We start from the raw sequence: 13,228 nt of genomic DNA, 5'->3' as shown, positions 1-13,228 counted from the left end.
TTGACATCCTGAACGACGAAGCCACGGGCGGCTGAGCCCGGTACACAAGAACATTTTTAACACTCTGACCCTTTAGTTTTGTTATGAAATTTAGCAGCGACGAAATCGCATCGGTCTTGCAACAAGAGATCGAGAATTTCGACAGCAAGATTGACGTCCGCGAAGTCGGCACCGTGCTAGAAGTCGGTGACGGGATCGCTCGGGTCTATGGCCTCTCCGGCGTCATGGCCGGTGAAATGGTCCAATTCCCCAACGGCTCCATCGGTCTTGCGTTCAACCTGGAAGAAAACAGCGTCGGGATCATCATCCTTGGCGACTATTTGACGATCGAGGAAGGCGACGAGGTCAAGGCTCTGGGGACACTGCTCAGTGTGCCCGCCGGCGACGCAGTCATGGGACGCGTGTTGGACCCGTTGGGGAATCCACTCGACGGAAAAGGTCCCGTTCAAACGGACGTGACGCGTCCGGTGGAAATCATCGCCACAGGCGTTGCCGAGCGTCAGCCCGTGAAGGAGCCTTTGCAGACAGGCATCAAAGCCATCGATGCCATGACGCCGATCGGTCGTGGTCAACGCGAACTGATCATTGGTGACCGCAAGACAGGCAAAACAGCGATCGCGATCGATGCCATTTTGAATCAAAAGGGCAAGGGCGTGAAATGTTTTTACGTCGCGATCGGTCAGAAAGACTCCGCCGTGGCCAGCATCATCGATGTGTTGGAAAAATACGGTGCGATGGAATACACCACGGTCATCGCGGCCGGTGCCAGTTCGCCTGCTCCGCTGCAGTACATCGCTCCCTACGCTGGAACTGCAATGGCCGAGCACTTCATGTTCAACGGCGGGCACGCATTGGTCGTTTACGATGACTTGAGCAAGCAAGCCACCGCGTATCGTCAGATGAGCTTGCTGATGCGTCGTCCTCCAGGCCGCGAAGCGTTCCCCGGCGACGTGTTCTACTGCCACAGCCGCTTGTTGGAGAGATCATCCAAACTTTCCGCCGACTTGGGTGGTGGTTCGATCACCAGTTTGCCGATCATCGAGACTCTGGAAGGCGAAGTTTCCGCGTACATTCCGACGAACGTGATTTCGATCACCGACGGTCAAATCTACGTTCAACCCGACTTGTTCTTCTCGGGTGTTCGTCCTGCGATGAACCCCGGTATTTCCGTTTCACGCGTGGGTGGTGACGCCCAGATCAAAGCGATGAAAAAGGTTGCCGGTGGTCTGCGACTCGACTTGGCCCAGTTCCGTGCGTTGGAAGCGTTCGCTCAGCTGGGCACTGACCTCGACGCAGCGACCCAAGCACAATTGGATCGTGGGTATCGCTTGGTGGAATTGCTCAAGCAGCCTCAGTACCAGCCACTCAGTGTTGCCGAGCAAGTTCTCAGTATCTTTGCAGGTACCGAAGGCCACTTGGACGATGTCGACATCAAGGGTGTTCAGGCTTGGGAAAAAGCGTTCTTGCAGTATGCCCGTGACAAGAAACAGTCATTGCTCGACGAGTTGATGAACAAAGGTGAATTGACCGATGACGTCCGATCTCAAATCGAGTCGTTGATCAAAGAATTTAAGGCCGGTTACAAGCCCGCCTAACATTTCAATACCTGTAGCCGCAACCACGTCGATCAGTTAGTGAGTCCACAGTCCCTAAGTATTCATGGCCAACGCAAGAGCTCTCGATAAACGACGCAAGTCGATCAAGAACATCCGCAAGATCACGCGGACGATGGAGTTGATCGCGACGGCTCGCTACAAAAAGGCGATGGACCGGGCGTCTGCCGCCACGGCGTACACGCAGCAGATCACCAAGATTGTCAGCCGTTTGGCTGCCGCCGGTTTGGATGTCAAGCATCCGCTGTTGGAACCCCGTGAAAAGGTTTCTTCTGCCCGTGTTCTGGTATTGGCCAGCAACCGCGGTCTGTGCGGCGGGTACAACGGTGCGATCCTGAGGACGGCGAACAAACGGATTCAGGAACTGAAGTCAGAGACGGATCAATTGGTCGTTGATGCCAGTGGTAAACGTGGCGTCAACGGTCTCGCGTTTCGCGGCATCAAGGCCGATCAACGATTCCTGCAGTTCGAAGACCAACCGGCATACAGCGAAGTCGAGAAGATCGCCAGCGATTACCTGGCTCGTTATATCACTGGTGAAATCGATCGCCTCGATGTGGTTTACACCAAATTCATCAGCACCAGCAAGCAGATCGCGACGATCGAAACCCTGCTGCCGCTGGGATCAATCGATTCACAGGACGATGATGGTGCCGACGAGTCGGGCAAGAACATGGATTACGAGTTCTTGCCATCGGCCGACAGCATTTTGGAAGAAGTCGTTCCAACCAGTTTCAAGATTCGCTTGTTCAAGTGTTTCTTGGACGCAGCCGTCAGTGAGCAAGTCGCACGGATGATCGCCATGAAGGGTGCGACCGAGAACGCTGGTGACATGATCAAGAAACTTTCGATGACGTACAACCGAGCTCGCCAAAGCCAGATCACCGGCGAGATCATGGAAATCATCGGGGGCGTCGAAGCTTTGGAAGGTTGATCCCCGGTCGACCCAACTGGCTTGCTCCCCCTACCCCATTCATTTTCAACAAACCCACTTCGTTCACGGCATACCGCCGAGAACCCACTGCTAACCGCTAAGAGCTTTTCATATGTCCACCGCAACTGAGCAACGCGTGACCGGAAGCGTGACGCAAGTCATTGGTTCGACATTCGATGCCGAGTTTCCTGAAGGTCAACTGCCCCAGATCTACAACGCTCTGGAAATCAAGAGCGAGCACAAAGGAGTTTCGATCGACTTGGTCGGCGAAGTCCAGCAGCACCTGGGTGGCAACCGCGTGCGAGCCATCGCGTTGGGCAGTACCGACGGCATGATGCGTGGGATGAGCGTGGTCGACACGGGCAAACCCGTTTCAGTTCCCGTCGGTCCAAAATCACTCGGACGCGTCTTCAACGTTCTCGGTGAGCCGATCGACAAACGTGGACCTGTGGAAGCAGATGACTACTGGCCCATCCACCGCCAAGCTCCCCCGCTCAACGAATTGTCCACCAACACCGAGTTGTTTGAGACCGGGATCAAGGTGGTTGACTTGCTGACCCCGTTCGTTCGCGGTGGTAAAGCCGGTTTGTTCGGCGGTGCAGGATTGGGTAAGACCGTTATTTTGACCGAGTTGATTGCCCGGATCGCCAGTACCCACGGTGGCTATTCGGTTTTCGCCGGCGTCGGTGAGCGTACTCGCGAAGGCACCGACCTTTGGTTGGAAATGCAAGAAACGGACATCGGATCGACCGGCCGCAAGGTCATCGAGCAAACCTGCATGGTGTTTGGACAGATGAACGAGCCGCCAGGATCTCGTCTGCGTGTCGCGTTGTCCGCTCTGACGATGGCAGAGTACTTCCGTGATACGACCGGGGCTGACACCCTGCTGTTCGTCGACAACATCTTCCGTTTCTCCCAAGCGGGTAGTGAGGTGTCCGCTTTGCTCGGTCGGATGCCGTCCGCTGTGGGTTATCAGCCCACATTGGCGACGGAAATGGGTGCGTTGCAAGAACGCATCACGTCGACCAAGAAAGGGGCGATCACGTCGGTGCAAGCCGTTTATGTGCCTGCTGACGACCCGACCGACCCCGCTCCGGCGACCGCCTTCGGTCAGTTGGATGCGTTCATTTACCTGGAACGATCGATTTCGGAGAAAGGGATTTATCCCGCGATCGACCCGCTGGCATCGAACTCGCGGATCTTGGATCCTCAATACGTCGGCGACCGTCACTACGATATCGCACGTCGCGTGCAAACGATTTTGCAGCGTTACCGCGAACTGCAAGACATCATCGCGATTCTCGGTGTCGATGAGTTGAGCGAAGAAGACAAGACGATCGTGCACCGAGCACGCCGCATCGAGCGATTCCTTTCGCAGCCTTTCTTGGTCGCCGAAAAGTTCATCGGTCGCCCCGGGGAAGTCACACCGATCGCGGATACGATTCGCTCCTTCGAAGAAATCTGCGACGGCAAGTGGGACCACCTGCCCGAGCAAGCGTTCATGTACGTCGGCACGATCGAGCAAGCCGAAGAGCAAGCGAAGAAAATGGAGAAGAAGTAACCCATGTCCATTCGCTGTATTGTTGTCACCCCCGAGAGAACTGAACTCGACTGCGTGGCCGAATCGTTGATTCTGCCGATGGTCGATGGTGCCTTGGGCGTATTGCCTGGACGCGCACCGATGATCGGCCGTCTCGGCTATGGAACGCTACGTCTAGAGACTTCCGCCGGCCCACAACGTTACTACGTGGACGGTGGGTTTGCTCAGGTGGAAAACAACACGGTGAGCCTGTTGACCGGGCGGTCCATCGCGGTGGACTTGTTGGATGTCGGGGAAGCAGAAACGGCATTGGCCAAGGCTCAAGAAATGCCAGCCAACACGCCAGAAAAAATGCAGCTCAAAGAAACTGCTGTCGCTCGCGCCCGCGGGCAGTTGCGGTCGGCCAAGTAGTTGGTTTGTCAGCCTTTTGTACGTCAGCCTTTTGTACGTCAGCCTTTTGTACGTCAGCCTTTCTAGGCTGACATCGAATGCTGAGTGTCAGGCTAGAAAGCCTGACGTACGGTTGTGCTAAGTGTCAGGCTGGAAAGCCTGACGTACGGTTGTGCTGAGTGTCAGGCTGGAGAGCCTGACGTACTTTTATTTCAGCCCCATTCCGCTGGGGCGTTTGTCCAAGGCACCGCGTACGCCCAAGGCGCGTGGGTCACGGGCGATCTTGTCGCTGAAGATGCGGGCGTCATCCAAAATCGGTCGAATCTTTGCGCTGGCGTCCTCGACATTGCTGACGATGCGGCGCAACTGCCAGTAGATTTCGTCGTCATTCAACAATCGGCTGACCGTGCCTTCGCTATTGTTCAGCGTCGCACCGAATCGCCTGGCTTCGACGAGAGTGGTATCCAGGTTGGCGAGATTCTGCATCAGTTGGGCAACCAGTTGATCCGCGTTTTCTGCGACCGGCTCGCTGATGCGTTCGATGTTCTTGATCGCACCCTCTGCACTGTCGAGTGTTCGTTTGGCACCTTGAACGGCAACGCGAATTTCGTCCACGGCACCGTCGACGTTGTCCACCGTGCGTTCCGCTGTCATTCCGACTTTTTCGAACTGGGCGCCCACACGATCGAACGTTGACAGTGTCTTGCGGGCTTCGGTCAAGACCTCGGGCAGCTTGGCGAATGAATCCTGCAGACTCGCCTGCAGCTCAGGATCGCCGAGGATCGCTCGTATGTCACGCATCGCGCCCTGGAATTCTTCCAAGGCTTTTTGCGCCTCGATTGCGACCGCATCCATCTGCGTGTCCGCACCGTCGACCACATTTCTAGCATCATCGATCAGACGATTCACATTGTCGCCGGCGTCGCCCACCGCCGTACCTGCTTGTTGGATGGACTGCATTGTGTTGACAAGGTGTTCCTCCAAGTCAAACAGCAAAGTGAACGGGTCGGAGGATTTCTTGCCGTATCCCAGGAACTCCTCGTTGACGTACAGCGCGTTGCGAATTCTTGGCAGGTTTTCCTTGTGGATTTTCTGGAGTTCTTCTTCGCTGGCTTTCACAAACTCGAGTTTGGAATCTCCCGAGATGACATTGCCAGTTCCGATTCGAGGGATGAACTCGTGTGTCATCGGGTACTTGTCATCGATCCCCAGCTTCAAAAGCACGTCTTCTTTGCGAAGTTCGATTTCGATGACGCGGCCGATCTCTACGCCTCTGAGCATCACAGGGGTGTTGGGCGCAATGCCTTCTGCGGAATCAAAGGTGACGTCGAGGGTGTATTCGCCCGTCAATACTCGGGGAAAGGCGCCGAAAAGAAACGTCAGGATGATGCCGATGCCGATCGCAGCGATCACCAAGACGCCGACGCCGAATTTGAGCTTGTTGTCGTCCATGGTATTGCCTCAATCTGATGAATTGGCTGACTGTGTCAGTTCGGTCAATCGCTCGCCGGCTTCGCCACGCACAAATTGCCGGACGCGGCGATCCGGTGCATTCTCTAAATCGCTCGGGGAACCATCAAAGATGATTTGTGGTTCATCCGCACGCAGTCTCGTTCGTGGAAAGAACATCAGGACACGATCGGCAACCTTTCTCGCAGTGTGCATGTCGTGGGTCACGATGATGCTGGTCACCGGGTACCGGCGTCGAACGTCTAGCATCAGCTCATTGATCACGTCGCTCATGATGGGGTCCAGTCCAGTCGTTGGCTCGTCATAAACCACCAATTCTGGAGTCAACATCAACGCGCGAGCCAACCCGACCCGTTTTCTCATTCCGCCTGAGAGTTCACTGGGAAACTTTTCGCAGACTGAATCCGGCAATCCGACTTCGTTCAAGTGTTTGCGGACCAGCTGTGGGATCTCGTCATCGGAGTAACCTCCGTCCTGCATCAATGGAAACGCGACGTTGTCGTAAATGTTCATGCTGTCGAACAAGGCAGCATTTTGAAAAACAAAACCAAATCGGCGACGCGTTTTTGTCAGCTCTGCCAAACTCATGGAGTTGAGATCGGTGCCATTGAACTTCACCTTGCCGCTGGTCGGTGTGATCAGACCCACCAGCGTTTTCATGAACACGGTTTTGCCGCAACCACTCTCGCCGATCACGGCAACGGTTTGACCTCGCTCGATCGAAACGTTGATGTCCTGCAAAATCGTTTGTCGACCGAAACGTATGGTCAGACCTTCCACTGCGATCAAGTGAGAATTTGAGCGAGTGGGTGTTGATGTGATACCCGGCGATGTTCGGTTTGGCTCCGCGTCCATGCTCATAGGAAGTGGGATCCTGAGGGATAGAGCCAGTAGTAGATGCGATCCAAGACGATGTTGAGAAACAAGTCCATCGCCAGAATCAGCACGAACGAGTAGACGAACGCGGAGGTCGCGGCCTTGCCGACTCCCTCCGCACCTGCCTGGCAGTTGAATCCGTGATAACAACTGACCAACGCGATGATGCCGCCAAAGAAGAAACTCTTGAAGATGCCCATGAACAAGTCAAAGCCGACCACGCCGTTGCGTGAGTGGGTCAAGTAGGCGGCATGATCAATTTCCAAGATGATCACACTGTAGAAGTACCCGCCGACGATTCCCATGAAGTCAGCCATGATGGTCAGCGCGGGAATCAGCATGATGCATGACAAGAATCGAGGCACCACGAGATAGTGAATCGGATCGGCACCCATCGTTGTCAGTGCATCAATCTGCTCCGTCACTCGCATCGTCCCCAGCACAGCGGCCATCGCACTGCCCACGCGTCCGGCCAGCATGGTCGCCGCCAACACCGGGCCGAGTTCTCGTACCAGCGACGTGTTGATCACGACGCCGAGGTGACTGTCCAGTCCGATGGCATGGAACTGGTAGTAGCTTTGAACTGCCAATACCATCCCGATGAATGTTCCAGTCAGCGAAACAACGGGCAGGCTCAGGACACCAATCTGATAGAAGTTGATCAACATCGTGCCACGCTGGGGCAACCGCGTCACCATCCAACGCAGCATCTGCCAACCAAACAACGCCATGTCGCCGACGGTCAAGATCCCGTCGACGATGGCAGATCCCCACTGCGTGATCCACGCCGTCATCGACTCACCGATGGTCGGTGGACGACCAGCGCGTGGTTGTGATTTCGAGATCGGGGACTGGGAGGAGGACACCGCTAAACCAAGCCATCTCTGGATGGATGGGCCGAAACAGCGTGAAACATTCTGCGTTTCAACGTGAAACCGAACGAGCGCGCAAAACGACCCACAGAAAACCGTCACGTTTGGTATCGGCTGGGCTGACTTTGCGGATTAGCTAAACTTTGTGTCCGGTGCCGAGGGGCGACTGCACTCCATGACGCACTTTGTAATGGGATTCGCCAGAATTCCTTTCGGGACGTGCGGTAAACAATTGTCGCTCGACTTTCCAAGTCGACCACGAAGTGGTCAACAACATAGCCTGGGGTCGCGGCGAAGCCAGCGCACCCCGGTTTAGCTGCGGAGCAGCGACAGCATACAGCATGGGGTGCCAACCCCATGTTTCTGCAAGCGAGTCCGCCCAGAAGCTGCGGAGCAGCGACAGCATAAAACGTTTGGTGTAGCCCACAGCACGCGGTGGGCCGGATGCAATCTGTCGCCGCTCCGCGGCTTGTTGGCGGCGTCGGGCGGTGTTCACCTGGGGCTCGCGCCCTCTTTATCCTACACATCTTTTTTTCTACCCTTTGGTCGGTTGGAGTCGACAAAACACTTCCCCAGGGATCGGGACAATGGCAAGCTGGATAAAAGATGAGCTTCGGACTTTGGATTTAGGTGATAAGCGGCGGGAGCGACGTGTCGCCCTGATTCTTGAGCAACAGTCCGAGATTGCCGAATCTACGCCCAGTGCGTGTAAGGACAACGCGAAACTTGAGGCAACCTACCGTTTGGTAAACAATCGAAATATCCCTGTGGACGGCATTCTCAAAGCCCACAATGATGCTTCAATCGCTCGCACCGCCGAGCAACCGGTCGTCATCCTATCCCAGGATACCACCGTCTGTGATCTCACCAAACCACAGCGGCAAGTCCGCGGGGCCGGGCCGTTGGAGAGTCGGGACAAATTCGGTTTTTTTCTGCACCCACTCTATGCGATCACCGAGGATGGACTTGTTCTGGGCACGGTCGATCAGTGCATTTGGACGCGTGATGACATCAAGACGGATCTGAACAAAACAGAAAAAGTCAACCTGCGACGCCAGCAAGCCTTTGAAGAAAAAGAAAGCTACCGTTGGCTGGAGATGTTTCAAAGTGGCGAGCAAATCGCACTGGCTCATCCCCAGACGCACTACATTGGCGTCTCGGACAGCGAGTCTGATATTTATGAATTGCTAGCGCAAACCGATGATCTGGCGGCCAACTATGACTACGTCATTCGTGGTTGCCAAGATCGCACAGTGCTCGATCAAGGTGAAACCAGGACGATCTCCGAAGTGATGCAGGAGACGGAGTTTCAGTTTCAGCGTGAAATCGATTTAAGCGAGCGAAAGTCATTAATTATCGGAGAAACGCGTGCTCGTCGGATGAGTCGCAGTGCCCGGGTAGCATCGATTTCGATTCGTGCCCGGCAGGTCACTTTACGCGGCCCGGCACGCCCTGGTGGTCGTGCTCCCGACGTGACGATCAATGTTGTCGAGGCCGTCGAAACGGACGCACCCGAAGGCGAAGAGCCGATCCGCTGGTTACTTTTTACATCGCTCCCCATTTCGACGATCTCGGAAATCGAACGAGTCATTGGTTCTTATTGTCGCCGCTGGGACATCGAACTGTATTTCAAGACGCTCAAGAGCGGCATGAAGATTGAGAAGCTGAAGTACGAGCAGATCGATACATACGTGCGTGCGGTGACGCTTTTGATGATCACTGGGTTTCGAGTCGAGCAACTCAAGACCGCCAATCGAGTTTGTCCGCAAGTCAGTTGCGAGCGTTTCTACGATGCCAGTTTTTGGAAGGCGACGTACCTCGTGGTCTTTGCCGGACGTGAGGTTCCCGAAACACCTCCCACGATCGGCGAATGGATGCTGGTGGTCGCCAAGCTTGGCGGCTATCTGGACAAGAAAGGCCAAGGCCCGCCCGGCTCCACAACGATCTGGCGAGGAATGCGGAAAATCGAGTCGTACCACGAAGCTTTCCTCGCCTACAAAAGGCTCATCGGAGATGTGTAGGATAAAGAGGGCTCGCGCCCCAGGCTGTATGCTGTCGTCGCATCCGCGACTGAGCGGAATGCTAATCGCACGTCCCTCGGTAGGATTTCTGGCGAAATCCAATAGGTCAGTTTTCCTAGGCAGCTCTGCGCTGCGGGCCGATGTGGTGACCCAGGGTATCGATCTCCATTCGCAGTAACTTGCGGGCTACATCACTGGCATCGGGACGTTTGCTGGGGGATTCAGCCACCATCCATTCAACCATTTCAACGATCGGACCGAGGATTGACTCGTCATCGACATCGCTAGCGATCAGCCATTGCCAAAGCACGCGTCCCAGCGCGAAAACGTCCGAGGCAAAGGACTGTGGTGCTGCGTTTGAGAGCAATTCGGGGGCTGCGTATTCCGGAGTGCCACGGAAGACGGACCCATTCGGTTGAGAGCAGTCCGCTGCGAATCCCAGGTCGATCAAGGTGGCATGGCCGTTGTCGGCGACCACGATGTTCTCCGGTTTCACGTCGCCGTGGCTCCAGCCGGCTTCGTGCATCACCGCCAAAGCCTGGGCGGTCTGGCGGACCAACCACAACGCAACGGGCAGTGGTTTGGCGGGACCATGGTCCAAATGCCACTGCATCGATCGTCCCGGCAGAAATGGCATCACTAAGAAAGCTTGACGATCGGTGACGCAACCATCCAGTACTGGGACCAGATTCGGATGAGAGACAACCGACGACGCTGCGATCGCTTGATTGATTTCGATCACTGCTTCGGTCGTATGCGACGCCGGGTATTTGATGGCATAGTCCCATCGTCGATCGTGGCCTGCGTCGACCGGCTGGCAAAGCGAGACGACAAATCGGTCACTTTTTTGCAAAGTGCGTCCGACTCGCCAAATGCCGAGTTGATCGGGCATCCCATTATGGGTGAATCGACTCACAGCTAAATCATCCTTGATAGCGTTTCAGGTTCCATCCGATGTCGAAGTTGCGACTTCGATCCCGCGTCTAACTCTTCTGCACCATCGACCTAACGTCTGGGCATTTTGCAGCCCGATTGCCGTGCCGTTAAATCTTGCCTAAGCCGACGTGACTTCCTAAATGCAGTCGACTCAGGCTAAACAAAGGCGGTCAAACTTCTCGGGCACTGCGAGTCTGGTACCGGATCTTCCAGCCGGCATCGATCGCGTCGGTCTTGGGTGCCGGAAGCTCACCGTCGGAGGAGTTCGGCGTTGGGGGTTCCAGTTCCAGGGATTCGCTTGCGTCGGACGGCGATGCATCGGGAGTCTCGATCCGCATCTTCATACTCGTCTGAGGTTTGGGATCAACCATCGACGAGGATTCTCTCGGCTGTGTCACAACTGGATTGGAATCCACGATGGTGGAACTGACGGAGGGACTGGAAAACGCTGAATAGCCACTCACGATGGCCGGGCTGAACGCGTCGTAGTAACCCAGCGGGACTCGCTGAACGACTTGTCGCGGCACCATCACGGTTTCGGTGTAGGGCACGTACGTCTTTCGGGTCACGGGGCGTCGGACTACTTGGGTATACGCTTCTTGCTCGACGTAGGAGACCTCGACTGGTTCGCGGCGTGTTTCGTAAACGGTGCGAGTCGACTGGATGGGTACCTTGCGAACCTGTTCCTCTGTCACCCAGCGTTGTTGAGTGACGGGAACCTTGCGAGTCAACGTTTCCGTCACGGGACGTTGGACCACGAAGGGTACTTTGCGGACTTCGGTCGTGGGGACCATTCGTGTGGTTTGAACCGGCACGTTCTGCGTCACCATTTGAGTCTCCATGCGTGTCGACTGAACGGGCACATTTTGGGTGACCATTTCGGTTTGCATACGTTGGACTTGGAAGGGCACCTGAACTTGCTCAGTCACCGGCATGTACGACGTTTGGGCGACCTGTTGTTGAATGTAATTGGGCCGGTACATGTACTGGGTCTGCACGGTCGGTGGCGTGACCTGTTGAACCGGGACGTAGCCGCCGTAGTTACGGGAAAAGATTCCCAGGGGACCGGGCACCGCATACAAATTACGTTGATACGCGAGTCCCATTTGCACGCTGCCGGGAGTCACTTGTGTTTGAGGCACGTAGCCGCCCGCGTCGATCGTTTGCGTTTGCATCGTCGTGACGGGGCGGTAGGACGTTACCTGCTGTGTCTGCGTCATCGTCTCAGTGACAGGACGTTGGACCGCGTATTGTTGCTGGACCATGTGGGTTTCGGTGACCGGTCGCTGAACCGCATATTGTTTTTGGTAATACTGCGTCTCCACCACAGGGCGATAGGTCGTGTACTGCTCTTCACGCTCGGAGGTCTCCGTCACGTACCGGGTTTGCGTGTAGGTTTCGTCACGCGTGCTGGTTTCCGTCACGGGTTTCCACACCGTGTAGGTTTCTTCCCGATAGCTGGTTTCAGTAACGGGTCGGGCGACGCGGTACTCTTTCATTTCGGTACGCGTTTTGGTCACCGGTCGATATCGGGTGACTGTCTCGTCGACGTACTGAGTTTCATAGCCGATGCGATAGCGTTGGACCTGCTGCGGTTCCATTACGGGTTCGCACTCAAGCCGATACGCAGGCTGAAAACACGCGTCTTGGGCGGTGGCAGCCGTGGAACCTGCGAGCGAGATCAGCCCCAACGGGATCGCGGCGGTGAAAAGTACGGGAGTGATGTGTCGGAATCGAATCAACACGGTAGACGGCCTTCTCTATGAACTCAACTTGGTGACATCGTTTGGGAGCTGGCGTTAGTACAGCGAAGCCTCACGAAGAACTCAGACGCGCAGCCGCACGAAGCGGATCGCCTATGGCTCCAATCAAGATTACGCAAGACTTGAGCGTTTTGGGCAGAAAACGTCTGAAAAAGAGTGCTTTTGCCGTTCGCAACCCCCACAATCTTCACCAGATTTCCTCGCCGGACTGATCCGTAGGGTCGTATGACGGATTCTGCTAGCGGACAGTTAGCAAATAAGGTCACAAGGAACGTCTGGAAAGGCTGGGACGATTGGCCCGATTGGTTCGATCACGACACTTGGTCGGGCTGCTTACCCAGCCACAGCATTGATCCATGCCATCAGAAGTCCTCACCAGTCTTCGGTTCGTGAACGTAATAGCAAAGTCCGTCTGGCGCGACGACAAAGAAGACATAGAACTCTTGTCCGTCGCGTCGGTCCACGCTCAGTTCGGCGACATCGACGCCGTTGGCTTCAAACTCGTCTTTGAGCGAGTGAATGTCATTGACCAAAATCGCTGCCCCATCCTGTGACGCATCTCCACCATTGATCGCAAAGCCGATTCGTACCCCGTCGCGTTCCAGGATGACGCTCGGGCAAGGAGACTCTTTGCGTTCCACTTCCGTCATGCCGAAATGTCGACAGTACCACTTCGACGCGACATCAAGATCCGTCACGGGCAGTGACAAGACATCACTCTGGTAGGGAAAAGCCGACTGGAAAGTGGGTTGATTGGTCATGTTCGTATCGGGTCCGATGAAACTCGTCGAGGGAGGTAAGACGTGACAATTC

Annotated in this window: 11 protein-coding genes; 5 read left to right on the top strand and 6 right to left on the bottom strand. The window is 55.6% G+C overall.

Going from position 1 to position 13,228, the window contains the following annotated elements:
- The first annotated feature begins 83 nt into the window (after positions 1 to 83).
- From atpA to atpC, 4 genes are all read left to right on the top strand, one after another.
- The gene (gene atpA / locus Pla52nx_RS27040; RefSeq protein ID WP_146519798.1) at positions 84 to 1,595 is read left to right on the top strand and encodes a F0F1 ATP synthase subunit alpha; all 1,512 of its coding nucleotides are present in this window, start codon (positions 84 to 86) and stop codon (positions 1,593 to 1,595) included.
- A 64-nt stretch (positions 1,596 to 1,659) separates the two neighbouring features.
- Positions 1,660 to 2,547 carry an ATP synthase F1 subunit gamma gene (gene atpG / locus Pla52nx_RS27035; RefSeq protein WP_146519797.1) on the top strand — a complete coding sequence of 296 codons (888 nt, stop codon included), beginning with the start codon at positions 1,660 to 1,662 and terminating at the stop codon, positions 2,545 to 2,547.
- A gap of 112 nt (positions 2,548 to 2,659) precedes the next feature.
- Positions 2,660 to 4,108, top strand: a complete 1,449-nt coding sequence (gene atpD / locus Pla52nx_RS27030; RefSeq protein ID WP_146519796.1) for a F0F1 ATP synthase subunit beta — start codon at positions 2,660 to 2,662, stop codon at positions 4,106 to 4,108.
- 3 nt (positions 4,109 to 4,111) lie between these two features.
- The gene (gene atpC, locus Pla52nx_RS27025) at positions 4,112 to 4,498 is read left to right on the top strand and encodes an ATP synthase F1 subunit epsilon (protein ID WP_146519795.1); all 387 of its coding nucleotides are present in this window, start codon (positions 4,112 to 4,114) and stop codon (positions 4,496 to 4,498) included.
- Between the two features lie 186 nt (positions 4,499 to 4,684).
- Here atpC and Pla52nx_RS27020 read toward each other — a convergent pair whose 3' ends face one another.
- Genes Pla52nx_RS27020 through Pla52nx_RS27010 form a run of 3 tightly spaced genes read right to left on the bottom strand, consistent with a single transcriptional unit; the run spans position 4,685 to position 7,617 of the window.
- Positions 4,685 to 5,929, bottom strand: a complete 1,245-nt coding sequence (locus Pla52nx_RS27020) for an MlaD family protein (protein WP_146519794.1) — start codon at positions 5,927 to 5,929, stop codon at positions 4,685 to 4,687.
- A gap of 9 nt (positions 5,930 to 5,938) precedes the next feature.
- Entirely contained in the window at positions 5,939 to 6,802 is an 864-nt protein-coding gene (locus Pla52nx_RS27015; protein ID WP_197454642.1) for an ATP-binding cassette domain-containing protein, read from the bottom strand.
- Between the two features lie 2 nt (positions 6,803 to 6,804).
- Positions 6,805 to 7,617, bottom strand: coding sequence for an MlaE family ABC transporter permease (locus Pla52nx_RS27010; protein WP_146520440.1), 813 nt, complete (start codon positions 7,615 to 7,617; stop codon positions 6,805 to 6,807).
- Positions 7,618 to 8,282: 665 nt separating this feature from the next.
- Between Pla52nx_RS27010 and Pla52nx_RS27005 the strand changes: the two genes are divergently transcribed.
- Positions 8,283 to 9,716, top strand: coding sequence for an IS4 family transposase (locus Pla52nx_RS27005; RefSeq protein ID WP_146523889.1), 1,434 nt, complete (start codon positions 8,283 to 8,285; stop codon positions 9,714 to 9,716).
- A gap of 115 nt (positions 9,717 to 9,831) precedes the next feature.
- Here Pla52nx_RS27005 and Pla52nx_RS27000 read toward each other — a convergent pair whose 3' ends face one another.
- The 3 genes from Pla52nx_RS27000 to Pla52nx_RS26990 form a co-directional block, all read right to left on the bottom strand.
- Entirely contained in the window at positions 9,832 to 10,632 is an 801-nt protein-coding gene (locus tag Pla52nx_RS27000) for a protein kinase family protein (RefSeq protein WP_146519005.1), read from the bottom strand.
- A 190-nt stretch (positions 10,633 to 10,822) separates the two neighbouring features.
- Complete coding sequence (locus Pla52nx_RS26995) at positions 10,823 to 12,397, bottom strand: hypothetical protein (protein WP_231741822.1); 1,575 nt, start codon at positions 12,395 to 12,397, stop codon at positions 10,823 to 10,825.
- 380 nt (positions 12,398 to 12,777) lie between these two features.
- Positions 12,778 to 13,176, bottom strand: a complete 399-nt coding sequence (locus Pla52nx_RS26990; RefSeq protein ID WP_146519004.1) for a VOC family protein — start codon at positions 13,174 to 13,176, stop codon at positions 12,778 to 12,780.
- Between the last annotated feature and the right edge of the window lie 52 nt (positions 13,177 to 13,228).

The sequence above is a fragment of the Stieleria varia genome, from assembly GCF_038443385.1.
GTDB classification, from domain to species: Bacteria; Planctomycetota; Planctomycetia; order Pirellulales; family Pirellulaceae; genus Stieleria; species Stieleria varia.
This window is presented reverse-complemented; position numbering and strand designations above follow the sequence as displayed.

Excerpts from the sequence above, each read along its gene's own strand:
- atpA (WP_146519798.1), top strand. The coding sequence starts at position 84 with ATGAAATTTAGCAGCGACGAAATCGCATCGGTCTTGCAACAAGAGATC.
- atpG (WP_146519797.1), top strand. The coding sequence starts at position 1,660 with ATGGCCAACGCAAGAGCTCTCGATAAACGACGCAAGTCGATCAAGAAC.
- atpD (WP_146519796.1), top strand. The coding sequence starts at position 2,660 with ATGTCCACCGCAACTGAGCAACGCGTGACCGGAAGCGTGACGCAAGTC.
- atpC (WP_146519795.1), top strand. The coding sequence starts at position 4,112 with ATGTCCATTCGCTGTATTGTTGTCACCCCCGAGAGAACTGAACTCGAC.
- Pla52nx_RS27020 (WP_146519794.1), bottom strand. The coding sequence starts at position 5,929 with ATGGACGACAACAAGCTCAAATTCGGCGTCGGCGTCTTGGTGATCGCT.
- Pla52nx_RS27015 (WP_197454642.1), bottom strand. The coding sequence starts at position 6,802 with ATGGACGCGGAGCCAAACCGAACATCGCCGGGTATCACATCAACACCC.
- Pla52nx_RS27010 (WP_146520440.1), bottom strand. The coding sequence starts at position 7,617 with ATGACGGCGTGGATCACGCAGTGGGGATCTGCCATCGTCGACGGGATC.
- Pla52nx_RS27005 (WP_146523889.1), top strand. The coding sequence starts at position 8,283 with ATGGCAAGCTGGATAAAAGATGAGCTTCGGACTTTGGATTTAGGTGAT.
- Pla52nx_RS26990 (WP_146519004.1), bottom strand. The coding sequence starts at position 13,176 with ATGACCAATCAACCCACTTTCCAGTCGGCTTTTCCCTACCAGAGTGAT.